The sequence below is a fragment of the Actinomadura miaoliensis genome (assembly GCF_039536785.1).
Taxonomy (GTDB): Bacteria; Actinomycetota; Actinomycetes; order Streptosporangiales; family Streptosporangiaceae; genus Spirillospora; species Spirillospora miaoliensis.
Genome location: NZ_BAAAZG010000002.1, coordinates 362,674 through 384,584 on the forward strand (window position 1 = coordinate 362,674; position 21,911 = coordinate 384,584).

Sequence of the window (21,911 nt, forward strand, 5' to 3'; positions counted from 1 at the left end):
CGCCCGATGAACATGGACAAGCCGCTGCGCCGGGTCGCGATCTTCGGGTTGCTGCTGTTCTTCGGCCTGATGGCGCAGGTCAACTACGTGCAGGGCAGCCAGGCCGATGACCTGCGCTCCGACGAGAACAACCGCCGCAAGTTCGCCGAGGTGTTCAACTCGCCGCGCGGGCAGATCATCGCGGGCGGGCAGGTGATCGCGCAGTCCGACCCGACCGGTAAGGAGAACCCCAAGTACGGCCGCACGTACAAGAACGGCCCGGTGTACTCTCCGGTCACCGGCTACTTCAACGGCGGCGCGTCCAAGGTGGAGCTGGCCTACAACTCGCTGCTGGGCGGCACCGACAAGCGGATCACGCACCAGCGCTGGTTCGACGCGTTCATCGGCAAGAAGGCCGAGGGCGCCAACGTGGAGCTGGCGCTGAACACCGAGGCGCAGCAGGTGGCCTACCAGCGGCTGCGGGCCAGCACCAGCCGCCGGGCCGGGGCCGCGGTGATCGACATCAAGACCGGCGCGGTGCAGGTGCTGGCGTCCTACCCCTCGTACGACCCGAACGAGGTGGCGCCGCAGAAGGGCCAGAAGGGCGGCCAGCGGCTGACCGAGCTGGACAACGCCAAGGGCGTCATCAAGCCGCTGATCGACAACGCGATGAGCCAGACGTTCCCGCCCGGCTCGTCGTTCAAGACGATCACCGCGGCGATCGCCATGGAGCAGATGGGCCTCAACAGCGGGTCGGTCGTCAACACCGGCCAGCTGATCCTGCCCGAGTCGAACCGGCCGCTGCCGAACTCGCACGACACCGGCGAGTGCGCCGGACGGGCCTCGCTGCGCGGTGCGTTCGCCGAGTCCTGCAACACCACGTTCGGCGAGCTGGCGATGAAGATGGGCATCGAGAGGCTCAACCAGGGCGCCACCAAGTTCGGCTTCAACCGCAAGTTCGAGATCGAGCCGGACGTCAGCCCCGCCGAGAGTGACGTTCCGGTGTCGGTGCGGAACCTGGAGACCGGGGAGATGATCCGGACCGGCCAGGACGGCACCGCCCGCTCGGGCATCGGGCAGGAGAACGTGCGGGCCACCCCGCTGCAGATGGCGATGGTCGCCGCCGCGGTCGCCAACGACGGCAAGATCATGAAGCCGTACCTGGTGCAGACCGTGCGGGCCAAGGACCAGAGCGAGCTGTACAGCGCGCAGCCGCAGGAGTACTCGCAGGCCATCAAGTCCGACACCGCCGAGCAGCTGGCCGACATGATGCGCGCGGTGGTCACCGAGGGCACGGCCAAGAACCTGCAGGGCATGAACATCGCCGGTAAGACCGGCACCGCCGAGCAGGGCGACGGCAACCCCAACGCGCGGTGGTTCGTCGGGTTCGCCCCGATGAGCAAGCCCCGGTACGCCTTCGCGGTCGTCACCGAGGGTCCGGGCAGCGGCGGCGGCGTCGCCGGCCCGGTGGCGGGGGCGATCATGGCCCAGGTGTTGAAGAAGTGAGTCCCGATCTCGTCCTGAACGACCGGTACCGGCTGGTGCAGCCGGTCGCCACCGGGGGGATGGGCGAGGTCTGGACGGCCCGCGACGAGCGGACGGGCCGCGACGTCGCGGTGAAGCTGCTGCGCGAGGACCTGCCGGCGGACGTGGCGGCGCGCGAGCGGTTCACGGCCGAGGCCCGGTACGCGGCGGCGCTGCGGCACGAGGGCATCGCGCGGGTGTACGACCACGGCACCCACCGCGGCCGGGCGTACCTGGTGATGGAGCTGGTGCCGGGGGAGCCGCTGTCGGCGGTGCTGGCGCGGGTGGGCAGGCTCACCGCCTGGCGCACGCTCGACCTGGTGGCGCAGACCGCGCGGGCGCTGGCCGCGGCGCACCGCGCCGGGATCGTGCACCGCGACGTCAAGCCCGGCAACCTGCTGGTGACCGCGGACGGCACCGTGAAGATCACCGACTTCGGGATCGCGCGCGGCCCCGAGCCGGCCGGGGTGACGGCGGCGGGGCGGGTGATGGGCTCGGTCCGCTACCTGTCGCCCGAGCAGGCCACCGGGCAGGAGCTGACCCCGGCGGTCGACCTGTACGCGCTGGGTGTGGTGGCCTTCGAGTGCCTGGCGGGCCGGGTGCCGTTCGACGGGGACACGACGGTCGACATCGCGCTCAAGCACGTCCGGGAGGCGCCGCCGCGGCTGCCGGACGACGTTCCGGCGGACGTGCGGGCGCTGGTGTTCGCGCTGCTGGCCAAGGAACCGGCCGAGCGGTTCGGCGGTGACGCGGACCGGCTGGCCGAGCGGGCCGCCGCGCTCCGCGACGCCCTGCCGCCGCCGGCCCCGCCGGCCGCAGCGTCAGGGACCGCCCCGGAGACCCCGCCGGACATTTCAGGCAATCCGGACGATCCATCACATCTGCCGCGCGGGTCGCCAGAATTCGCCCGCGGTTCACCAAGGTTTCCCCGCGGATCGCCGGGGCGACCCGACGATCCGCAGCGGGCGCCCGGCACGCCGACCGAATCGCCGGAATTTGACGACAGCATTACGCCCGGTAACCTGCGCGTCGGGGACATGCCGGGGCAAGGACGCACGGCACCGGCGCATCGCACCCAGGCGGGCGCACCCACCCGCGAGCCAGGCCGGCCCGGTGGGCTCGACCCGCGTGGATCCGTTCTGGCGGGGCCCGGATCCCGCGGCTTGCGGCCCGAGGGGCTTGCCTCCGCGCGGCCCGTCCGGGACGATCGTGAGCCGCGGCCAGGACCGAGGGCAACGACCCCGTACCGCAGCGCGTCCCCTTCTGAGAAGTCGACCACAGATCCGACCGGGGCGGCCCCCGGCCCCCCGAAGCCAGCACCCGCACCGACGGGGAGGACCACGACTCCGTCAACTCCGAGCCCGGATCCCTCGCACGTCCACCGCGGGGGGCTAGGTTCTGAGGACAAGGTGTAGACGTACGAGGGAAAGTGCACATATGAGTCAACCTCGGCTGCTCGGCGGCCGCTACCAGCTCGAGGGCGTCATCGGGCGCGGCGGCATGGCCGAGGTCTACCGTGCCAGAGACCTGCGTCTCGACCGCGTCGTGGCGGTCAAGACGCTGCGCTCCGACCTGGCTCGCGACCCCACCTTCCAGGCCCGCTTCCGGCGGGAGGCGCAGTCGGCCGCGTCCCTGAACCACCCGTCGATCATCGCCGTGTACGACACCGGCGAGGACACCGTCGGCGACACCTCCATCCCGTACATCGTCATGGAGTACGTCGACGGCAGCACGCTGCGCGACCTGCTGCGGGAGAACCGGGCGCTGCTCCCGGAGAAGGCGCTGGAGATCACCGACGGGATCCTGCGGGCGCTGGACTACAGCCATCGCGGCGGCATCGTGCACCGCGACATCAAGCCGGCCAACGTGATGCTGACCCGGGCCCACGAGGTCAAGGTCATGGACTTCGGCATCGCCCGGGCCATGGCCGACTCGGCCGCCACGATGACGCAGACCGCCCAGGTGATCGGGACGGCCCAGTACCTGTCGCCCGAGCAGGCCCGGGGCGAGCGGGTCGACGCGCGCAGCGACATCTACTCCACCGGCTGCGTGCTGTACGAACTGCTGACCGGCCGGCCGCCGTTCACCGGCGACTCCCCGGTGGCCATCGCCTACCAGCACGTGCGGGAGGAGCCGGTGCCCCCGTCGCAGGTGGACGCCGACATCCCGCAGTGGGCCGACGCCATCGTGCTCAAGGCGATGGCCAAGGACGCCGACCACCGCTACCAGAACGCCAACGAGTTCCGGCAGGAGATCCAGCGGGCGCTGCACGGGCAGCCGGTCGCCTCCACCGCCGCGTCCACCATGCTGATGGGCGCGCAGCCGCAGGGCACCCAGGTGATGGGCGGCGTGCCGCCGCGCACCCAGATGCACCCGCCGGTCGGCAACGGCTACGACCTGCCGCCGGTGCACTACGAGGACCCGCAGCAGCGGGGCGGCGGGGGCAAGAAGGCCGCGCTGTGGGTGGCGCTGGCGGTGGTGTTCATCGGCGGCGCCGCGCTGGTCGGCTGGGCGCTGTCGGGCCGGGGCGGCGAGGAGATCAAGCAGGTCGCCGTGCCGAGCAGCATCGTCAACCAGTCCCAGGACGAAGCCGTGGCCGCCCTCGCCCGGGTCGGGCTGAAGGTCGGCCAGACCAAGGAGGAGTACAACGACGACGTCCGGCGCGGCTACGTCATCAGCACCGACCCGCGGCCGGGCACGCAGGTCGACGAGGGTTCGCCCGTCAACCTGGTGGTCTCGCGCGGCAAGAAGCCGCCGGAGCAGGTCGAGGTGCCGGACGTCGCGGGCCGCCCGTACGACGAGGCGGCGCAGATCCTGACCGGCCGCGGCTTCCGCGTCGCCCGCGACTTTTCGTCGTCGTCGGACGTGCAGCGCGGCATGGTGATCCGGACGACCCCGCCGAGCGGTTCCAAGGTCGACGCCAAGTCCCGCGTGGTGGTCGTGGTCTCGACCGGCCCGAGCCAGATCAAGCTGCCGGACCTGTACAACCAGAGCCAGCGCGCCGCCTGCAACCGCCTCAAGGGGCTGGGGCTCAAGTGCAACGTGCAGAAGCAGCCCGCCCCGCCGGACAAGCCTGTCGCCCCGGGCCAGGTGTTCGCCCAGAGCCCCGAGGCCGGTGCGACGGTCGCCCCGGGTGACACGGTGACCGTCATGGTGAACGAGCCGCCGCCGTCCAGCCCGCCCCCGGGCTCGGAGGGGCCGCCGGACGGCCACCGGCCCGACTCCGGCTGACCGACGGGCCCCGGATGCCTGTCCAGGGATCCGGGGCCCTTGCTTGTGCGGAGAGAACTGTGGTCGTGGACGCCCCCGATGACCACGGGTCAAGCATGACCCGTCCGGTCACCCGCCGCAACAAGAAGGTTTCAGAAAGTGATGAATCCGGGGGCCGGGGGTGGCGAGAACGTGAGAGAGGGCTTCCGCCACTCGGGGGCAATGGCGGAAGCCCTCTCGTGATGGTCTTCGGATACCGGGCCGGACGCGTTACGGGTTTCCGAAGAAATTTTTGCCTCGCACCGGCGAAGGGCTCGCCGCCACCCCGGTCACACGGTAGATGCGCAGGCGGCCAGCCAGTTCCGGAGCAGCGCGTGGCCGGATTCGGACAGCACCGACTCGGGATGGAACTGCACGCCCTCCAGCGGGCGGTGCCGGTGCCGCAGGCCCATGACCACCCCTTCGGGCGTGCGTGCGCTGATCTCCAGGACGTCGCCGGGCACGGTCGCCGGGTCGACGGCCAGCGAGTGGTAGCGGGTGGCGGCGAACGGGTCGGGCAGGCCGGCCAGCACGCCGCGTCCGTCGTGGTGGATCGGGCTGGTGTGGCCGTGGACGATGCGCGGCGCCCGGGTCACCACCGCGCCGTAGGCGTGGGCGAGCACTTGGTGGCCGAGGCAGACGCCCAGCAGCGGCAGGCCGCGCCGGTCGGCGTCGCGGACGAGGTCGAGGCAGACGCCGGTGTCGGCGGGGTGGCCCGGGCCGGGGCTGAGCAGCACGCCGTCCACGTCGCGTGCGTCGTCCGGGAGCACGTCCGAGCGGTCCTTGACCACGCAGTCGGCGCCCAGTTGCAGCAGGTACTGGACGATGTTGAAGACGAAGCTGTCGTGGTTGTCCACGACGAGAATGCGCACGTTCCTATTGTCGCAGGTCAGCGGCCCGTAGAGGCGGGGGCGGAGGGGGTGGCCCCGTCGACGACGCCGCGGTCGAACTGCACCTTGGGTTCCAGCCAGGGGAACACGACATACCACAGCAGCAGCACGCCCGCGGCGGCGAGCGCGAGGGCGGCGAGCGCCTTGGTCCGCAGCCGCTCGCCGGGCAAATGCCGCCAGATCCAGGCGTACATCGCGGAATCCTCCAGGGTCAGTCGCCGGCCTGCGGGCTGGTGGGGGCGGTGACGCGCGCCCGCGTCTCGACCAGCCGCCCGAAGACGATCATCCGTTCGGCGGCGGAGTACTTGGGATGGCAGGTGGTCAGGGTGATCAGCCGTTCGGTGGGACGGCGCCGCGGGTGGTTCGGCACCGGCGCGATCACCTCCACGTCGTCCGGCTTGACGATCTGGCGTCCGGTGACCTGGTAGACGAACTGGCGGTGGCGGGTGTCGATGAGGATGCGGTCGCCGCGGCGCAGCTCGCCGATGCGGTTGAACGGGGCCGAGTAGGTGGTGCGGTGCCCGGACACGACGAAGTTGCCGACCTCCCCGGGCATGGCCGTGCCCGGGTAGTGGCCGGGCCCCTTGCGCAGGTCGGACAGCTCCACGCCCTCGATGACGACGTACCGGTACTTGCTGCCGAGCCTGGGGATGCGGATCATGGCCAGGCCGCTGCCGAGCTTGACCTTCTCGGTGGTGACCGGCGGCGCCTGCCACGACTTCGCCAGTTCCTCGCCCAGCCGGTCCTGCTGCTCGCGGGTGTAGCGGCCGGTCCCCCACAGGCTGTAGACGACGAACAGCAGCAGGACCAGACCCCCGGTGATGCACAGCTCTCCCAGGCCACGGATCATCGTCCGCACCGCGCGTCGTCCCCCCTCGCTGCTCGTCGGGTCGCCGTCCCGCGGCCGCCGCCCGGCTAGGGGCCCGCGTACGGCGGCACCGTGGCGTGCTTCATGGTCACGTTGCCGGTGAAGGCGGGCAGTTCCACACGGCGCAGCGTCCGCACCGTGTAGCCCAGCCCGTACTCGCGCACGTACCGGCGGTAGACCGCGATCTCGGGCGAGTCGTCGAGCGCGGCCCGCAGCCGGTCGGGGTCGCCGACCGCGGTGACGCGGAACGGCGGCGAGTACACGACCCCCTGGAGGATCAGGGTATTGCCCACGCACCGCACGGCGCTGGTGGAGATCACCCGCTGGTCCATGATCTGCATGCCGGTGGCGCCGCCCGCCCACAGCGCGTTCACCACGGCCTGCACGTCGGCCTGGTGGACGACCAGGTCGTCGGGGCTGGTCCCGCGCGGCAGGTCGCCGGACTCGGGCTGCGGCGCGTCGTCCAGCGTCACCCGCACGCCCCGGCCGCGCAGCGGGGTGAAGCCGGACGCGGCGGCCAGCCGGTCGGCCCCCGCCTGGGCGTCCTTGACCCGCGTGTCGTGCCGTCCGGCCTGCCGGGACGCCCGGTCGACCTCGTCGCGCAGCCGCCGGTACTCGGCGCGCTCCCGGTCGCCGCGGCGCTGCTCTGCGATGATCAATTCGGTCAGCCGGGTACGGCCGGTGTCGCGCAGGTCGGTGCCGCGGGACGTGCTCGCCCCGGCTGCGAACAGGGTTCCGGACAGGACCGTCAGGAGCGGGAGGATGCTTCGCCACGCTCTACGCCGTACGCTGCTCACCAGCGACTACGCTAACCGACAAAGACCCATGTGCGGACCGGCGCTCCGGCCGCCGACCGCCCGAGGAGATCGATCCGACCGTGGCCAAGTCCAAAGTCCGCAAGAAGGCCGTCTACACGCCGCCGCAGAAGTCCAAGGCGCCCGAGGTCAGCCCGCGTTGGCTGGTGCCCACCATGATCACATTGTGGTTGCTGGGGCTGGCCTGGATCGCGACGTTCTACGTGACGGCGAGCACGGGCACCGAGCTGCCGTTGATGACCGACCTGGGCAACTGGAACCTGGGCATCGGGTTCACCGCGATCATCCTGGGCGTGATCCTGTCCACGCGCTGGCGCTGACCGTCCGCCGGTCGGCGTACGGCCGCGTCCGGTCACGTTGTCCACAGGCGTAAGGCCCGCGGCACGGAGTTGTCCCCAGGTTTTCCACAACCTTCGTGCGTTCCGTCGTGGCCGGACGCGGCCAATCCTGGCTGCCGCACGCCCAGGGACACCCGCCGGCGCCGCAGCGCCGCGAGCGAACGCGGGCGCCGCGGACCGCGGTGGCGTGCGCGGTGGCGTTACAGCAGCATGCCGCCGGAGGTCAGTTCCGCGGTCTTGACCGCGACCAGGATGGCGAGCACCGCCAGGACGGCCACCGGAGCCGCGATGTGCACCGCCCCGCGGACGCGGTCGGGCGCATAGGCGTAGGCCGCCGCCAGGACCCCGCCGGTGACCAGGCCGCCGACGTGGCCCTGCCAGGAGATCCCCGGCACCGCGAAGGTGATCACCAGGTTGATCACCAGCAGGAACACGATCGGCCCGACCTGGCCGCCGAGCCGCCGTCCGATCACGAAGTACGCGGCGAACAGGCCGAAGATGGCGCCGGACGCGCCCACCGCGCCCTCGGTCGGCGCCTGCAGGTAGAGCAGCACCGACCCGCCCAGGCCCGACAGCAGGTACAGCGCCAGGAACCGCCAGCGGCCCAGCACCTGCTCCAGCGCCGGGCCGATCGCCCACAGCGCCCACATGTTGAACAGGATGTGGGTGATGCTGAACGAGCCGCCGCCCGGCCGCTGGTGCAGGAACATCGAGGTGACCAGGCGGTACCACTCGCCCTCGGCCACCCCGATCATCCGCCCCGTGCGCCCGATGCCCTGGCCGACCATCATGAAGTCCCACACGACCCGCAGGGACGCCAGCTCCGCCAGGTAGACCAGCGCGCAGATGCCGATGAGCGTGTAGGTCACCACGGGCGTCGCCGAACCGGACGCGCGGGCGCCCAGCGTGGTGCGGGGTTGGCGGACGCCCCGGTTCCCCTCGGCCACGCACTCGACGCACTGGTGCCCCACGGCCGCGTCCCGCATGCACTCGGGGCAGATGAAGCGGTCGCACCGGGTGCAGCGGACGTAGGTCTCCCGTCCCGGATGCCGGTAGCAGGTCGGTACCGGCGTCCCGGATCCGGACGCGAGGTTGGGGTCTGTGCTCATTCAGCGGCTCCGCGGGCCTGTGCGTGGGCTCTCACATGTACTACGACTGGCGGCGCTCGATCGTCACCGACTGGATGACGACGTCCTCGCGCGGCTTGTCGTTCGGGCCGGTGGGGACCTTGGAGATGCGGTCCACCACGTCCGTGCCCTGGATGACCTTGCCGAAGATGGTGTGCCGGCCGGTCAGGTGCTGGGTGTGGGCGACGTTGGTGGTGATGAAGAACTGCGAGCCGTTGGTGTTCGGCCCGGCGTTGGCCATCGCCAGCAGGTAGGGCCGGTCGAACTTCAGCGACGGGTGGAACTCGTCCTCGAACTCGTAGCCGGGTCCGCCGATGCCGCGGCCCAGCGGGTCGCCGCCCTGGATCATGAAGTTCTCGATGACCCGGTGGAAGATCGTGCCGTTGTAGAGCGGGGTGCCGGTCTGGATCTCCCCGGTCTCGGGGTGCCGCCAGGTCTTGGTGCCCTCGGCCAGCCCGACGAAGTTCTCCACCGTCTTGGGCGCCTTGTCGGGGTACAGCTGGATCACGATCGGGCCGAGCGACGTCTGCAGCGTCGCGAAGATCTCCTCCGCCATGGCGGGGCCTCCTCGTCGTCGAGTCGGGAAGTATGTCGGATCGGTGCGTTCGACGCGTTCGCACACGTCGAGTGCGGTCACACACGCGGCCTGCTCACCCTGCGTGACGCTTCGGACGCGCGAACGGGGTTTACCCCCCGCCTCCTGGGAAGGGTGCCGACAGGACCTCGCAAACAGGGAGGTTAGCGTGTCCCTAAAGATGAGCATTCGCCGCAGGCCGCGAGAAGTGGCAATCTCGCGGTTGGAGCGTATGCAGGAGGCGTGCCGGCAGGGCGCGTTGCTGTGCCGGCAGGGTGCCTCCGGCGCCACCGAGCGGATCGTTCCGGCGGCGCGCCAGACGCGTGACATCGCCGCCGAGCGTGTGCTCGTCGCGCGCGAATGGAGCGCGCCCCGGCTGGAACAGGCCGCCGGGTACGTGGAGACGGGTCTGGCCCCGCGCGTGAGCTCGTTCCTCACCGAGGTCGCCCACCGGGTGGAGCCGCCCCGCCGCCACCGGCGCGGCCGCAACGCCGCCCTGATGACGGTGGCCGGTGTGGCCGCGGTGGGCGTGGCGGGCGCGCTGCTGACGCGGCGCGGCGTCACACGCAGTGCGATGGACGAGCTCAGCGGGTCGCAGTCGCAGCACCAGTCGTCGTCCGACGGCCAGGTGCACACGTCCTAGCGCCGGGGGAGTCCCCCCACAGCGTGGTGAGGGCCCGGCCGTCCGGCCGGGCCTTCACCTTGAGCTGGGCCTTCCGTCGCGGGACGGGGGCGATTCCGGTGATTGCTACCAACCGGTACCGTGAACGCCATGTCGCCGAAGGCCCGTTCGCTACGGCAGTTCGTCGCCGTCCAGGCCCGCCGCGCCGCGCACGCGGCCGTGCACCGCGGCTGGGAGTGGATCCAGCGGCAGGGCGAGATCACCCCGCACACCCCCGGCCGCCGCCGGTTCGCCTACCTGGGCGAGGGCGCCTGCATCGGGTTCCCGGTCGGCGCCATCTACGGCGAGCCGTGGATCTCCATCGGCGACCACACGCTGGTCGGCACGCACTGCACGATCTCGGCGGGGTTCGTCCCCGGCCTGGACCTCGGCCCGGACCTGATCGTGCGGATCGGCAAGGGCTGCTCGCTGGGCCGCGGCACGCACATCGTCGGCCACCAGTCCATCGAGATCGGCGACGACGTGTTCACCGGGCCGAACGTCTACATCACCGACCAGAACCACAGCTACGGCGACCTGGACATGCCGATCGGACGGCAGTGGCCCGAGAACAACCCGGTCGTGATCGGCGACGGGTGCTGGATCGGCACGGGCGCCATCATCCTGCCCGGCACCCGCCTGGGCCGGAACGTCGCGGTGGCGGGCGGCGCCGTGGTGCGCGGCGAGTTCCCCGACCACTCGGTGGTCGGCGGCGTCCCCGCCAAGCTGCTGCGCCGCTACGACGCCGAGCTGGGCTGGCAGCCGCCCCTGCGCAACCGCCCCCTGGCCTCCCTGGAGGAGCTGGACGGCCTGGCCGCCCTCACCCTGGACGACCTGCGCGAGGAAGCCAGCTGAACCGGCCGGGGCCGGCCCGGCACGACCGGTTCAGACGACACCGGCGCGGCCCGCGCAAACGCAGGCCGCGCCGGGACACGTGTCTCAGGAAGGGCGGGGGTCTCCGCTGCGGCGGGTGCTGTGGGCGGCGGGGCCGCGTCCCCCGTGCGGGGCGCCGCGGCGTTCACCGCGCTCGGGGCGTCCCCCCGAACGGCGGCCGCGACGGTCGCGGTCGCCCGGCGCGCCGCGGTGGACCCGGCCGCGCGAACCGCCCGGACGGCGTCCCCCGCTCCGCTGCGGACGTTCGGGGATCAGCGGCTCCTCGATCGGGATGCCGGACGGCTGCCGCGCCCCCGTCAGCCGGACCAGCTCGTCGTCGCCGGACGCCACCCGGACACGGCGGGCGTCGATGCCCGCCCGGCGGGTCATGGCGGTGGTCGCGCGCACCTGGTGCGGCAGCACGAGCGTCACCACCGTGCCCCGCTCGCCCGCGCGCGCCGTCCGGCCCGCGCGGTGCATGTAGTCCTTGTGGTCGGCGGGCGGGTCGACGTGCATGACCAGGCTGACGTCGTCGACGTGGATGCCGCGGGCGGCGACGTCGGTGGCGACCAGCACGTTGATCGAGCCCTCGCGGAACTCGGCCAGGGTGCGGGTGCGCAGGCCCTGGCTCTTGCCGCCGTGCAGGCCCGCGGCGCGCACCCCGACGTTGGTGAGCTGCTTGGTGAGCCGGTCCACGCCGTGCTTGGTGCGGGCGAACAGGATCGTCCGGCCCTCCCGGTTGGCGATCTCGGCGGTGATGAGGGCCTTCTCCTTGGGCGCCACCAGCAGCAGGTGGTGGTCCATGGTGGCGACGGGCTCGTCCACCGGGCCGATGGCGTGCGTCACCGGGTTGTCCAGGTAGCGCTTGACGAGCACGTCGACGTCGTCGTCCAGGGTGGCGGAGAACAGCAGCCGCTGCCCGCCCGGCCGGGCCTGGTCGAGGATGTCGGTGACGTCGGGCAGGAAGCCCATGTCGGCCATGTGGTCGGCCTCGTCCAGCACGACGATGCGCGTGTCGCCGAGGTCGCAGGCGTCCTGGCGCATGAGGTCCTTGAGCCGCCCGGGGGTGGCCACCAGCACCTCGACGCCGCGGCGCAGCGCGTCGATCTGCTTGAACATCGAGGTCTGCCCGATGACGGTCTTGAACCGCAGGCCGACGGACCGGCCGAGCGGCTCCAGGTTCGTCTGGACCTGCTGGGCCAGCTCGCGCGTGGGCACCAGGATCAGGGCGAGGGGACGCTTGGGCTGGGCCCTCTGCCCGGCCAGGCGGGCCAGCAGCGGCAGGCCGAACGCCAGGGTCTTGCCGGAGCCGGTCTTGCCGCGGCCGAGCACGTCCCGTGCGGCCAGCACGTCGGGGATCGCGGCGGCCTGGATGGGGAAGGGTTCGTGGATGCCCTGCCGGGACAACGCCGCCACGAGCTGGTCGGGCAGCCCGAGTTCGGCGAAGGAGGGCAGAGCGATGTGGTTGTCAGCGGGCGGTACGGTCACGCATTACCTTCCGAGAGGGGGCTACGTCTCGGGAGGCCACCTCGGATCTCGGAGCGGTGGGCTGCGCGGACGAGCCGGACGCGGGGGCGTCGAAGAAAAATCGGTTCGGCCAGTCTAACGCCGGGACGGCACGCGTTTATGCCCGATCCTCTGGGATCCCTCTCACCACAGCCGTCTGGGAGACGGGGTGGGGGGCCTGGACGGTGACGCCGCCGAAGAGGGAGAACGCGCGAATCCGCAGGGTGGGCGCGTCGGGCGGCAGCGGCTCGCAGTCGTCGTCCGCGCGTCCGCCGAACAGCCCGGCGGCGCGCAGCAGGCTGCCGCCCTCCAGGACGACCCGCACGCCGTGCGGCACGCACACCGTCACCCCGCCGAGCAGGGAGACCTTGGTCAGCGTGACCTCGGGGGCGGTCAGCTGCGCGTCACGCAGGTCGAGGCAGGTACCGCCGACGACGCTGAGCGACACCAGGTGCCGGTCCATGTGCCAGCGTCCGTGCCGCCGCAGCCCGCCCACGGGCGCCACGTGCCACTCGGTGCCGCCCTCGGCCGCGGCGTCACTTTCGGCCACGGCGTCGCCCTCGGGCAGATCGCGGACGAGCCGTTCGAGATCGTCCCGGGTGCGGGCGAAGTGGATCTCCTCGACCCGCGCGCTGTAGTCGCGCAGGCTGAGCAGGCCCTGGCCGCAGGCCCGGTTGAGCCGGGCCACGACGGCGTCGCGCGCCGCGTCCGGCACCGTCTCCGCGTCCGCCCTTCGCCGTGGACGCGCCGTTTGGCCTAGTTGTTCCATATCGCAGGTCCTACCCAAGAAGTCCGAGATAGTGCAAGGTTCGACAATCAAAGCCGAGACGACCGGAGCCTCCCGCAGACTCCGCCTCGCCTGGCCACCCGTACCACTCGGCGGATCGCCGGTGGATGTCAGGTGTTGCGCGGCACCACCAGGCCGGATTCGTAGGCGAGGACCACGAGCTGAGCGCGGTCACGGACATGCAGTTTGGCCATGGCACGGTTGATGTGGGTCTTCGCGGTCATCGGGCTGATCACCATGCGGTCGGCGATCTGGTCGTTGGACAGGCCCCGCGCGACCAGGGCGACGGCCTCGCGTTCGCGGTTGGTCAGCTCTTCCAGCCCCGTGCCGGTGCCGGTGCCGAGCGGCTGGGTGACGTACCTGTTGATCAGCTTGCGGGTGATCGAGGGGGCGAGCAGGGCGTCGCCGCGCGCGGCGACGCGCACGGCGTGCAGGAAGTCCTCCGGCTGGATGTCCTTGACGAGGAATCCCGCCGCGCCGGCGCGCAGCGCGTTGAAGACGTACTCGTCCAGGCCGTAGTTGGTCAGGATGACGACGTGCACCCCGGCCAGGGTCGGGTCCGCGGCGATGCGCCGGGTCGCCTCGATGCCGTCGACGACCGGCATCTGGATGTCGATGAGCGCGATGTCGGGCAGGTGTTCCCTGGCCAGCGCCAGGGCCTCCTGCCCGTTGGCGGCCTCGGCCACCACCTCGATGTCGTCTTCGAGGTCGAGGAGCGCGCGGAATCCGCTGCGGATGAGCGGCTGGTCGTCGACCAGCAGGACACGGATCATGACGTCTGGTCCACGGGGAGTTCGGCCTGGACGGTGAAGCCGCCCTCGCTCCGCGGTTCGGCGCGCAGCCGGCCGCCGAGGGCGGTGACCCGTTCGCGCATGCCCAGCAGCCCCACACCGGGCGTCGGGGCGGCGCCCGGCGCGGCCTTGCCGTCGTCATCGATGCGTATCGCGAGGACGTCCGGACGGCAGTCGATCCGAACCGACGCCGTGGCGGCGTCCGCGTGCCGGGCGATGTTGGTCAGCGACTCCTGAACGATCCGGTAGACGGTCCGGTCCACCGCCGCCGGCACGTCGTGCCGGTCGCCCTCGATCGTCAGCGTCGTGTCCAGGCCGATGGTACGGGCTCGTTGCACCAGTTCCGGGACGTGGTCGAGCCCACGCGGCGGGGCCGTGTCGTCGTCGCGCAGCGCCTCCAGGGTCGCGCGCAGCTCCCGGGTGGCCTCACGACCGGCCTCCTGGATCGCCAGGAGGGCCTCCGGCACCTGTTCGCCACGCCTGCGGGCCACATGGACGGCGACCTCGGCCTGCACCTTGATGATGGAGATCTGGTGGGTGAGCGAATCGTGCAGCTCCCGCGCGATGCGCAACCGCTCCTCGTTGGCGCGGCGCCGCGCGGTCTCCTCCCGAGTCCGCTCGGCTTCGTCCGCCCGCCGCTCGGCCTGCCGCACCGCCTCCCCCGCGGCGCCCGCGGCGATCAGCCAGGCTATCTCCAGGGCGCCCCGGGACCGTGCGAACGCCTCGCCCGTGTCGTGCAGGCCCGAGGCCAGGGCCGCGAGGGGGAGAGCGGCCAGCATGGCCACACTCGCCGCCACCGTGATGGTGCGGTGTCCCGCCCGTACGGCCGCGTACACGGCGAACAGGTACGCGACGGCGGGCACGTCGAAACCGGCCGCCTGGTAGCCCAGCGCGCACAGCCCGGTGACGACCAGGACGGGCACCGGAGCGCGGCGGCGCGCGGCCAGCGCCAGGCCGCCGACCGTCAGCGGCACGTAGCCGAGCAGGTCGAGGTCCGTGGCGGGGTGCTGCCCGGACAGCCCGGTGACCAGCAGGAGCGTCGCCACCCCGGCGGCGATCGCCCAGTCCCTGGCATCGATCCGTCCCCTGCCCATGCGCGCACCCTAGCCGGGTGTTCACGCGGGCGGCTCCTGCGCTCGGATGATCAGTCGGCTACCGCGCACGCGGTACCTTCCGGCCCCTGCGCCGTCCGCGGTAGCCGGATGCGACGTCGGCGGCAGCGCGAATTGCCCACCTCCGCCGGACGACCGGCGGCAGGTCCGGCGGTCATGATCAGGCGACGTCCAGTCACAGAGGAGAAGGAGCGCCCCATGTCCGTCCGTCACCTGCTCGCCGCCGCCGCGGCCGCCCTGCTCGCGGGGATCGTGATCGCCACACCTGCAGCCGCGCACGTCTCGGCCGAACCGGCCGCCGCCAGCGCCTACGACCTGAGCCCCGGACGACTCGGGGCCATCGTGGCCGCGCTGTTGGGGCTGGTCAGCGTGGTCATCGGCGGACTGGTCCTGGCCCGTCCCACCGGTCGCGGACGAAGCAGGGCCAACATGGCCTTGGCAGCGGGACTCATCGGCATGGCCCTCGGCGGAGTGGTCGTCGCCACCGCCGACGGCGGTCTCGGCACCGGCAACGGCCTCGGCGGTGGCATCGTCGCCCTGACACTGGGCCTGATCGGCACGGCCCTCAGCGCCCTGTCCCTGACCCGCTCCCGCCAAACCAACTGACGGCCCGCGCTTTGGGCGAAGGTATGGGATTCGACCCCGGACACCTGGCCCGCGAAGCCGATCATGCACCGCGGAGAACGCAGCGCAGGCCCTCACCGTCGCCCGAGCCAGCGGGTCGATGAGAATCCTGTCCATGGTCACCTCAGTTGCCACGGACCTGGCGCCGTATGGGCACCTGGCCCCGGTCGCCGCGCTCCTGGCCGACGTCGCGGATACACGGGCCGTGTGATGGCCGTCGATGGTGAAGTCGCCGCGATGCGGCGGGCGATCGCGCTGTCAGCGTTGGGTCTGGGCAGCACCAGCCCCAATCCACCCGTCGGCTGCGTCATCCTGGACCTGAACGGCAATGTCGTCGGAGAGGGCTACCACCTACGCAAAGGCCGGCCACACGCCGAGGCCAATGCGCTGGCCGCCGCCGGGCCGCGCGGCCAGGGCGGAACCGCCGTGGTCACTCTGGAGCCGTGCTGCCACCACGGCCGCACACCCCCATGCCACCAGGCGCTGCTCGACGCCGGCATCGCGCGGGTCGTCGTCGCGTTGATCGACCCGACGTCCCGTGAGGACGGCGGTGTGGCCAAACTGCGGGCCGAAGGTGTCGACGTGGAGGTCGGTGTACTGGCCGACGAGGCCCGCATCGTCCTCGGCCCATGGCTCCACGCGCTGCACACCCGGCGCCCGCACGTCACTTGGGGCCGTCTCGCCGCGGGCTCCCCAGAGCTGGCGGCGCTGCGGGTCGGCGTGGACGCCGTGCTGCGCGGGCACGGCCGTGTCGAGGAAGGCCGGCCCGGCGCGCACGCACCGGACGTCTTCCAGTTGCGCGACGTCGACATGGCCACCGGGCCCCACGCCGTCGTGGAAAGCCTGTACGGGCAGGGGGTGCGCAGCGTCCTGCTGGACGCCGACGACGTGGTGGCCGGGGCGTGGTTGGCCGCCGGGCTCGTGGACCGGCTCGTTGCACACACAGCGGATCAGGCCCCGTCGTCCCCCGGCAAGGCATGTCCGCTGCCGGAAGGCTTCGCGCTGGTCTCGACAACCCGCGTGACGTCCGGCGCGCTGGTGGAGGCACGGAAGACCCGGTAAACGCGGCACGCCCGGCCCAACCACGACAGCGCAGTGTTTCCTTGAGGAAACCCGCGCACGTCTGCGGACGTGGAGGAAATCGAGGGCAATTGTCCTTGGCAACCTCAGTCTCGCTTATATACGGCTACGTCGACTGGACGCCGCAACGGGTGCCCTCCAGGAGGCGATCGACGTGGTGGAGCAGACCCGTGGGGGCGGCGGCCTGAACGTAGTGTTCAAAGCCGGTCGCGAACTGCGTCCCTGGCGGAACGAGCCGCTGGTGCGGGATGTTCACGACCGCATGATGGCCTTGATGACGAACTCCTGAGGGCAGCGATGACCACGGACATGGATCAAGCCAAGAACGCCGTCCGCACACGAATCTGGGACCTCCTGGAGCGCGAGGAGGCCGTGCCACAGCTGGGCGTCCATGGACGCATCCCGAACTTCCACGGGGCCGCGGCCGCCGCTGAACGCCTCGCGGCACTGCCTGTGTGGGCCGATGCCCGCGTGATCAAGGCAGTGCCCGACAAGGCCCAGGAGCCCGTTCGCGCCCTCGCCTTGGAAGCCGGGCGACTCCTCTACATGGCCGTGCCGAAGCTCGCCGACGAACTGCCGTTCTACCTCCTGGATCCCCGCAAGCTCAGCGTGCCGCCAGCGCAAGCCGCCTCCAGGGACGTGGCGGCTCGCATCGCCCAGAAGGTCGGCGTCGACCAGTTGCAGCCAGTCGACCTCGTGGTCTGCGGCAGCGTCGCGGTCAACCGTCAAGGTGTACGGCTCGGCAAGGGCGCCGGCTACTCCGACATCGAGGTCGCGCTGCTCCAGGAGGCGGGGCTCATCAGCGACCAGACAATCATCGTGACGACCGTGCACGGGCTGCAGGTCGTCGACGAACGGCTACCGGAAAGCGAACACGACTTCCGCGTGGACCTGATCGTCACTCCTGACGAGGTGATCCGCTGCGGTCCGCCGCGCAGACCCAAAGGGTTGATCTGGGAGCACCTGACCCCGGAGAAGATCGCCTCCATTCCGCTCCTGGCCGCGCGTGCCGCGCGGTGACGCGAGCGGAGCCATGGAAGTCGATAGCGTCGCCGTCACCTGATCCCGTCCCACGGAGGAGACCGTGCCGGTACCTGAACCGCTGACCGACGAGGAGATCGTCGAGCGCTTGGCCGACCTGCCCGGCTGGGAGCGGGAGGGCGACGCGATCACCCGGACGTTCAAGCATTCGTACCACGAGACGATCCATCTGGCGATGTACGTGGCTGCGAAGGCCCGGGAGATCAGCCACCACCCGGACATCCACATCACGTGGCAGCGAATCCGGTTTGAGATCACCACCCATGACGCCGGGCATCACCTCACGGAGAGAGATTTCGAGCTGGCCCGCCACATCGACGCGATAGCGGCAGGGCACGGAGCCGAACCGGTCTGAACCGTGCGTGCCGTGCAGGTGGCAGGGAGCTTCCGGTCGCCACACCGTCCATGAGCGGCCCCTTCACACGTTCCTGATCAACGCCGGTCGAGCACCAGCCGACCGTCCGGTGGCCGCTCAGAGTCAGCCCCATGGGCCGCGACCGATCAGCGCTGCGCGCGGTGCGTGGGCGGGCGGTGGTGCGGCCTGCGCGGCCCGTTCGCCCCGCCGGCCCTGAGACCGGCGCCCGCCGCAAGCTCCGGGCGGCGTGGGCGCAGCCGGTGCGGCGGCGTGAGTGGCACCCGGCACTGAACGGCCGCAGCGGGAAGCGAGCGGGCACGCAACGGGCACGGAAGCGCGGGAAGCGGGTCTGGAGGACGAAAGCCCAGGTGGGGGATTGTTCCTTCTGGGTGGAGGCACGGGGATTCGAACCCCGGACACCTGGCTTGCAAAGCCAGTGCTCTGCCAACTGAGCTATGCCCCCTGGTGGGCGCCGCGGGCGCGGCAGGCGACAGCTTACCCGGGTGCGGCGCTCAGCGTGTCATCGTCGCGTGTGCCGCCGGACGTGGTGAGGACCAGGTCGGGGAAGTCGGCGATGCTGGGCAGCACGTGGGTGGCGCCGGCGCGCAGGAGGCGGTCGCGGTCGTGGGCGCCGGTGAGGACGCCCGCGACGATCGAGGCGCCCGCGCGGCGGCCGGACAGGACGTCGTTCTCGGTGTCGCCGCAGACGGCGATGTGCCGGACGTCGTCGACGTTCAGGTGGAGCGCGGCGGACAGGATGAGGTCGGGCCAGGGACGGCCGCGGTGGTCCTCGTCGGGGCACAGCGCCAGCTTGACGCGGTCCCACCAGCCCAGGGCGTCCAGGATCCGGCCGAGGGTGCGCTGGCTGAACCCGGTGATCAGGCACACGTGGACCCCGGCGCCGGCCAGCCGTTCGATGGCGGTGTCGGCGCCGGGCACGGGGACCACGCCCCGCCGGTCGACGATCAGGTCGTAGGCGCGTTCGAACGACAGGTGCGCGGCCCGCGCGCGGGCCTCGTCCTCCGGGAACAGCGCCCGGAAGATCTCGATCTTGGGTCGTCCACGCCAGTCGCGCACCCGCGCCATCGCGCGTTCGTGCGCCGCCGTGCCGGGCGCGATGCCCAGCGCTGCGATCGCCTCGGCGAAGGCGGTCTCCACGGCGTCCCCGTCGGCGACGGTGGTCCCGGCGAGATCGAGGCAGGCGACGGTGATCCGCCCCGCTCCGGTCACGCCGGGCCCTCCTCGAAGTCGGTCTCCCGTCCGCCGCGAAAGCCGCGTCGGTGGATCAGTTGTCGGAGGACGTCGCCTCGGTCCACAGGTCCAGCTCGGCACGGTCCTGCTGCAGCCGACGCCACACGACGAAGCCACCGAGAGCGACGACAGCGAGAACAAGCAGCTTCTTCACGGTGGGACCCCTTACCTCGACTATGAAGCCAGCCCCTGGGGAAGGAACGGATGCGAAAAGAGTCTCCCCCAGGCTCTCCGCAGCCTAGCAACCGATGCCGGTCGGTCCGCACCCCAACACCGGTATCGGACAAGGTGTCCGGTCCGTCCAGGCCGGACCGCGCGACCCCGGGGGGAGGGGGGCGGATGCGCGCTGAGGACGACTTCGGTCTCTGGGAGCAGGAGCTGCGACGCGACCGGGCGGACGCGGCCGAGGACCGCGGCGGCCAGCGCGGCATGCTGCTGGTGGCGATCATGACGATGCTGGGCTGCACGGCGATGATCGCGATCGGTCAGACGCCGCTGGGCGCGGCGGGGCTGGTGGTGTCCGGGCTGATCCTGCTGCTGTGGCGGACGGGCTGGTGACCGGCGATCTCCGCCGCGGAGCCGCGAAGTGATCTCACCGGTGGTCAAATGAAGACACGACCACCGAACGGACATTTGGGGGATGCATGAGTGACACCGCACGTCCCGCGACCGCCAGCGGCACGTTCACGATCGGCGGCGACCTGACCGTGCACCGGCTCGGCTACGGCGCCATGCAGATCACCGGGCCGGGCGTGTGGGGCGAGCCCGCCGACCGCGACGAGGCCGTCCGGGTGCTGCGCCGTGCCGTCGAGCTGGGGGTCGACCTCATCGACACCGCCGACTCCTACGGCCCCTTCGTCAGCGAGGATCTGATCGCCGAGGCGCTGTACCCGTACCCGGAGGGCCTGGTGATCGCGACCAAGGGCGGCCTGACCCGGCCGGGTCCGCACCGCTGGCTGCCGGTGGGGCGTCCGGAGTACCTGCGGCAGTGCGTGGAGATGAGCCTGCGCCGGCTGCGGCTGGAGCGCATCGACCTGTACCAGCTGCACCGCATCGACCCGAAGGTGCCGCTGGAGGAGCAGCTGGGCGTGCTGCGCGAACTGCGGGACGAGGGCAAGATCCGCCACATCGGGCTGTCCGAGGTGACGGTGGAGGAGATCCGGGCCGCGCGCGAGCACGTCGAGGTGGCGTCGGTCCAGAACCTCTACAACCTGACCGAGCGCAAGTCCCAGGACGTCCTGGAGTACTGCGAGAGCGAGAAGATCGGGTTCATCCCGTGGTTCCCGCTGGCGACCGGGGAGCTGGCCAAGCCGGGCGGGGTGCTGGCCGAGGCGTCGGCCCGGCACGACGCCAGCCCGGCGCAGCTCGCGCTGGCGTGGCTGCTGCACCGGTCCCCGGTGATGCTGCCGATCCCGGGCACGTCCAAGGTCGCCCACCTTGAGGACAACGTGGCGGCGGCGACGATCTCGCTGACCGGCGAGGAGGTCTCCGAGCTCACCGAGCTGGCCTAGGCGCGCGCGGGGCCGGTGTCCTCGGCGACGGGCCGGGCGGGGAGTTCGGCGGACGCCGGGGGCGCCGGAGGCGGCGCGTCCTGGGCGCGGCGGGCGGTGGCCATGAGCGAGCCGCACAGGATCAGCGCGAACGCGGCGGCGATCGTCAGGGTGAGCGGCTCGTCGAGGACGAGCACGCCCGCGGTGACCGCCACGGCCGGGTTGACGTAGGTGAACACCATGGCGCGGGACGTGCCGGCCTCCCGGATCAGCTCGAAGAACACCAGGAAGGCCAGGGCCGTGCACACCACGCCGAGCCCGGCGAGGGCCGCCAGGACGCGGCCGTCGGGCAGGTCGGCGGGCCAGGTCGCCAGTGCCGGGGGCGTGTAGACCAGCGCGGCCAGGGTGAGGCAGGACGCGGTCAGCGGCAGGCTCGGCACGTCGCCCAGCCGCCGCGCCACGATCATCGGGGCGATGGCGTAGCCGACGACGACGAGCAGCACCTCGATCACCGGCCACACGGCGGCGTCGCCGCCGCCCAGGTGCGGCGCGGCGAGGACGGCGACGCCGCCGAGCCCCAGCAGCAGCCCGGCCCAGCGCAGCGGGCCGAGGCGTTCGGTGTCGCCGGTCGCGCGGGCAAGGACGGCCCCCACGATGGGCACGGCGGCGATCAGCAGGCCGGTCATGGAGCTGGACAGGTGGCGTTCGGCGTCCGACAGCAGCGCCCAGGGTCCGATGATCTCCATCGCGGCGAATGCGAGCACCGGCCGCCAGTGGCGGCGCACCCGGTCGAAGCCGCCGGCCCGGACGGCGAGCGGCAGCAGCACCAGGGCGCCGAGCGCGGTGCGCGCGAACACCAGCACGGGCACCGACACCCCGTCCACGGCCACCTTGATCATCAGGTAGGGGACGCCCCACAGAACGCTCATCAGCGCGAACAGCACCCAGCCGCGGCGACTCACCGCACCCTCCGCTA

Annotated in this window: 26 protein-coding genes and 1 tRNA gene; 13 read left to right on the forward strand and 14 right to left on the reverse strand. The window is 71.9% G+C overall.

Features of this window, described 5'->3' with window-relative positions:
• The first annotated feature begins 6 nt into the window (after positions 1-6).
• The 3 genes from ABD811_RS06155 to pknB are packed head-to-tail and all read left to right on the forward strand — an operon-like array spanning position 7 to position 4,734.
• Positions 7-1,485 carry a penicillin-binding transpeptidase domain-containing protein gene (locus ABD811_RS06155; protein WP_344942085.1) on the forward strand — a complete coding sequence of 493 codons (1,479 nt, stop codon included), beginning with the start codon at positions 7-9 and terminating at the stop codon, positions 1,483-1,485.
• Complete coding sequence (locus ABD811_RS06160; RefSeq protein ID WP_344942088.1) at positions 1,482-2,918, forward strand: serine/threonine-protein kinase; 1,437 nt, start codon at positions 1,482-1,484, stop codon at positions 2,916-2,918. Before ABD811_RS06155 ends, ABD811_RS06160 begins: the two co-directional genes overlap by 4 nt.
• Positions 2,919-2,940: 22 nt before the next feature.
• Positions 2,941-4,734, forward strand: a complete 1,794-nt coding sequence (gene pknB / locus ABD811_RS06165) for a Stk1 family PASTA domain-containing Ser/Thr kinase (protein WP_344942091.1) — start codon at positions 2,941-2,943, stop codon at positions 4,732-4,734.
• A gap of 308 nt (positions 4,735-5,042) precedes the next feature.
• Here pknB and ABD811_RS06170 read toward each other — a convergent pair whose 3' ends face one another.
• The 4 genes from ABD811_RS06170 to ABD811_RS06185 form a co-directional block, all read right to left on the reverse strand.
• Entirely contained in the window at positions 5,043-5,624 is a 582-nt protein-coding gene (locus ABD811_RS06170; RefSeq protein ID WP_344942094.1) for an anthranilate synthase component II, read from the reverse strand.
• A 17-nt stretch (positions 5,625-5,641) separates the two neighbouring features.
• Entirely contained in the window at positions 5,642-5,836 is a 195-nt protein-coding gene (locus ABD811_RS06175) for a hypothetical protein (RefSeq protein ID WP_344942097.1), read from the reverse strand.
• A gap of 17 nt (positions 5,837-5,853) precedes the next feature.
• On the reverse strand, positions 5,854-6,492 hold the full coding sequence (locus tag ABD811_RS06180) for a class E sortase (RefSeq protein ID WP_344942100.1): 639 nt from the start codon (positions 6,490-6,492) through the stop codon (positions 5,854-5,856).
• A 65-nt stretch (positions 6,493-6,557) separates the two neighbouring features.
• Positions 6,558-7,307 (reverse strand): DUF881 domain-containing protein, encoded by a 750-nt coding sequence (locus ABD811_RS06185; RefSeq protein ID WP_344942103.1) that lies wholly within the window; start codon positions 7,305-7,307, stop codon positions 6,558-6,560.
• 80 nt (positions 7,308-7,387) lie between these two features.
• On the opposite strand from ABD811_RS06185, the gene ABD811_RS06190 reads away from it, so the two are divergent.
• On the forward strand, positions 7,388-7,645 hold the full coding sequence (locus tag ABD811_RS06190) for a cell division protein CrgA (protein ID WP_344942106.1): 258 nt from the start codon (positions 7,388-7,390) through the stop codon (positions 7,643-7,645).
• A gap of 218 nt (positions 7,646-7,863) precedes the next feature.
• Here the strand turns inward: ABD811_RS06190 and ABD811_RS06195 are convergent, their stop codons facing one another.
• Both ABD811_RS06195 and ABD811_RS06200 read right to left on the reverse strand, forming a co-directional pair.
• Positions 7,864-8,772 carry a rhomboid family intramembrane serine protease gene (locus tag ABD811_RS06195; RefSeq protein ID WP_344942109.1) on the reverse strand — a complete coding sequence of 303 codons (909 nt, stop codon included), beginning with the start codon at positions 8,770-8,772 and terminating at the stop codon, positions 7,864-7,866.
• A gap of 40 nt (positions 8,773-8,812) precedes the next feature.
• The gene (locus ABD811_RS06200; protein WP_344942112.1) at positions 8,813-9,346 is read right to left on the reverse strand and encodes a peptidylprolyl isomerase; all 534 of its coding nucleotides are present in this window, start codon (positions 9,344-9,346) and stop codon (positions 8,813-8,815) included.
• A 241-nt stretch (positions 9,347-9,587) separates the two neighbouring features.
• Here ABD811_RS06200 and ABD811_RS06205 point away from each other — a divergent pair, with 241 nt between their 5' ends.
• Both ABD811_RS06205 and ABD811_RS06210 read left to right on the forward strand, forming a co-directional pair.
• Positions 9,588-10,007 (forward strand): hypothetical protein, encoded by a 420-nt coding sequence (locus ABD811_RS06205; protein WP_344942115.1) that lies wholly within the window; start codon positions 9,588-9,590, stop codon positions 10,005-10,007.
• 129 nt (positions 10,008-10,136) lie between these two features.
• Entirely contained in the window at positions 10,137-10,880 is a 744-nt protein-coding gene (locus tag ABD811_RS06210) for an acyltransferase (RefSeq protein WP_344942118.1), read from the forward strand.
• A gap of 84 nt (positions 10,881-10,964) precedes the next feature.
• Here ABD811_RS06210 and ABD811_RS06215 read toward each other — a convergent pair whose 3' ends face one another.
• The 4 genes from ABD811_RS06215 to ABD811_RS06230 all read right to left on the reverse strand — a co-directional run bounded on the left by ABD811_RS06215 (position 10,965) and on the right by ABD811_RS06230 (position 15,076).
• Entirely contained in the window at positions 10,965-12,386 is a 1,422-nt protein-coding gene (locus tag ABD811_RS06215) for a DEAD/DEAH box helicase (protein WP_344942121.1), read from the reverse strand.
• A 136-nt stretch (positions 12,387-12,522) separates the two neighbouring features.
• A complete protein-coding gene (locus tag ABD811_RS06220; protein ID WP_344942124.1) occupies positions 12,523-13,119 on the reverse strand; it encodes a DUF1707 SHOCT-like domain-containing protein in 597 nt (198 codons plus the stop codon).
• Positions 13,120-13,301: 182 nt separating this feature from the next.
• Positions 13,302-13,964, reverse strand: a complete 663-nt coding sequence (locus ABD811_RS06225; protein ID WP_344942127.1) for a response regulator — start codon at positions 13,962-13,964, stop codon at positions 13,302-13,304.
• Positions 13,961-15,076 carry a sensor histidine kinase gene (locus tag ABD811_RS06230; protein WP_344942130.1) on the reverse strand — a complete coding sequence of 372 codons (1,116 nt, stop codon included), beginning with the start codon at positions 15,074-15,076 and terminating at the stop codon, positions 13,961-13,963. The genes ABD811_RS06225 and ABD811_RS06230 overlap by 4 nt, the downstream gene beginning before the upstream one ends.
• 216 nt (positions 15,077-15,292) lie before the next feature.
• Between ABD811_RS06230 and ABD811_RS06235 the strand changes: the two genes are divergently transcribed.
• From ABD811_RS06235 to ABD811_RS06255, 5 genes are all read left to right on the forward strand, one after another.
• On the forward strand, positions 15,293-15,700 hold the full coding sequence (locus tag ABD811_RS06235; protein WP_344942132.1) for a DUF6223 family protein: 408 nt from the start codon (positions 15,293-15,295) through the stop codon (positions 15,698-15,700).
• Positions 15,701-15,928: 228 nt separating this feature from the next.
• On the forward strand, positions 15,929-16,780 hold the full coding sequence (gene ribD / locus ABD811_RS06240) for a bifunctional diaminohydroxyphosphoribosylaminopyrimidine deaminase/5-amino-6-(5-phosphoribosylamino)uracil reductase RibD (protein WP_344942135.1): 852 nt from the start codon (positions 15,929-15,931) through the stop codon (positions 16,778-16,780).
• Positions 16,781-16,952: 172 nt separating this feature from the next.
• Entirely contained in the window at positions 16,953-17,087 is a 135-nt protein-coding gene (locus ABD811_RS06245; protein WP_344942138.1) for a hypothetical protein, read from the forward strand.
• Between the two features lie 20 nt (positions 17,088-17,107).
• On the forward strand, positions 17,108-17,818 hold the full coding sequence (locus tag ABD811_RS06250) for a 5-formyltetrahydrofolate cyclo-ligase (protein WP_344942140.1): 711 nt from the start codon (positions 17,108-17,110) through the stop codon (positions 17,816-17,818).
• A 64-nt stretch (positions 17,819-17,882) separates the two neighbouring features.
• Positions 17,883-18,194 (forward strand): 4a-hydroxytetrahydrobiopterin dehydratase, encoded by a 312-nt coding sequence (locus ABD811_RS06255; protein WP_344942143.1) that lies wholly within the window; start codon positions 17,883-17,885, stop codon positions 18,192-18,194.
• A 390-nt stretch (positions 18,195-18,584) separates the two neighbouring features.
• Here ABD811_RS06255 and ABD811_RS06260 read toward each other — a convergent pair.
• The 3 genes from ABD811_RS06260 to ABD811_RS06270 all read right to left on the reverse strand — a co-directional run bounded on the left by ABD811_RS06260 (position 18,585) and on the right by ABD811_RS06270 (position 19,599).
• A tRNA-Ala gene (locus ABD811_RS06260) sits at positions 18,585-18,657 on the reverse strand.
• Between the two features lie 32 nt (positions 18,658-18,689).
• Positions 18,690-19,424, reverse strand: a complete 735-nt coding sequence (locus tag ABD811_RS06265) for an HAD family hydrolase (RefSeq protein WP_344942146.1) — start codon at positions 19,422-19,424, stop codon at positions 18,690-18,692.
• Positions 19,425-19,479: 55 nt separating this feature from the next.
• Positions 19,480-19,599 carry a DLW-39 family protein gene (locus ABD811_RS06270; RefSeq protein WP_217998498.1) on the reverse strand — a complete coding sequence of 40 codons (120 nt, stop codon included), beginning with the start codon at positions 19,597-19,599 and terminating at the stop codon, positions 19,480-19,482.
• Between the two features lie 185 nt (positions 19,600-19,784).
• On the opposite strand from ABD811_RS06270, the gene ABD811_RS06275 reads away from it, so the two are divergent.
• Both ABD811_RS06275 and ABD811_RS06280 read left to right on the forward strand, forming a co-directional pair.
• Positions 19,785-20,003, forward strand: a complete 219-nt coding sequence (locus ABD811_RS06275) for a hypothetical protein (protein ID WP_344942154.1) — start codon at positions 19,785-19,787, stop codon at positions 20,001-20,003.
• A gap of 86 nt (positions 20,004-20,089) precedes the next feature.
• Entirely contained in the window at positions 20,090-20,956 is an 867-nt protein-coding gene (locus ABD811_RS06280; protein WP_344942157.1) for an aldo/keto reductase, read from the forward strand.
• Here the strand turns inward: ABD811_RS06280 and ABD811_RS06285 are convergent.
• Positions 20,953-21,897, reverse strand: coding sequence for a DMT family transporter (locus tag ABD811_RS06285; protein ID WP_344942160.1), 945 nt, complete (start codon positions 21,895-21,897; stop codon positions 20,953-20,955). The two genes, ABD811_RS06280 and ABD811_RS06285, sit on opposite strands and share 4 nt — an antisense overlap.
• Positions 21,898-21,911 lie beyond the last annotated feature (14 nt).

Bases quoted from the DNA above. Each gene is read 5' to 3' on its own strand.
- ABD811_RS06180 (WP_344942100.1), bottom strand. From the start codon at position 6,492: ATGATCCGTGGCCTGGGAGAGCTGTGCATCACCGGGGGTCTGGTCCTG.
- pknB (WP_344942091.1), top strand. From the start codon at position 2,941: ATGAGTCAACCTCGGCTGCTCGGCGGCCGCTACCAGCTCGAGGGCGTC.
- ABD811_RS06250 (WP_344942140.1), top strand. From the start codon at position 17,108: ATGGATCAAGCCAAGAACGCCGTCCGCACACGAATCTGGGACCTCCTG.
- ABD811_RS06225 (WP_344942127.1), bottom strand. From the start codon at position 13,964: ATGATCCGTGTCCTGCTGGTCGACGACCAGCCGCTCATCCGCAGCGGA.
- ABD811_RS06155 (WP_344942085.1), top strand. From the start codon at position 7: ATGAACATGGACAAGCCGCTGCGCCGGGTCGCGATCTTCGGGTTGCTG.
- ABD811_RS06195 (WP_344942109.1), bottom strand. From the start codon at position 8,772: ATGAGCACAGACCCCAACCTCGCGTCCGGATCCGGGACGCCGGTACCG.
- ABD811_RS06275 (WP_344942154.1), top strand. From the start codon at position 19,785: ATGCGCGCTGAGGACGACTTCGGTCTCTGGGAGCAGGAGCTGCGACGC.
- ABD811_RS06175 (WP_344942097.1), bottom strand. From the start codon at position 5,836: ATGTACGCCTGGATCTGGCGGCATTTGCCCGGCGAGCGGCTGCGGACC.
- ABD811_RS06280 (WP_344942157.1), top strand. From the start codon at position 20,090: ATGAGTGACACCGCACGTCCCGCGACCGCCAGCGGCACGTTCACGATC.
- ABD811_RS06210 (WP_344942118.1), top strand. From the start codon at position 10,137: ATGTCGCCGAAGGCCCGTTCGCTACGGCAGTTCGTCGCCGTCCAGGCC.
- ABD811_RS06200 (WP_344942112.1), bottom strand. From the start codon at position 9,346: ATGGCGGAGGAGATCTTCGCGACGCTGCAGACGTCGCTCGGCCCGATC.
- ABD811_RS06235 (WP_344942132.1), top strand. From the start codon at position 15,293: ATGTCCGTCCGTCACCTGCTCGCCGCCGCCGCGGCCGCCCTGCTCGCG.
- ABD811_RS06230 (WP_344942130.1), bottom strand. From the start codon at position 15,076: ATGGGCAGGGGACGGATCGATGCCAGGGACTGGGCGATCGCCGCCGGG.
- ribD (WP_344942135.1), top strand. From the start codon at position 15,929: ATGGCCGTCGATGGTGAAGTCGCCGCGATGCGGCGGGCGATCGCGCTG.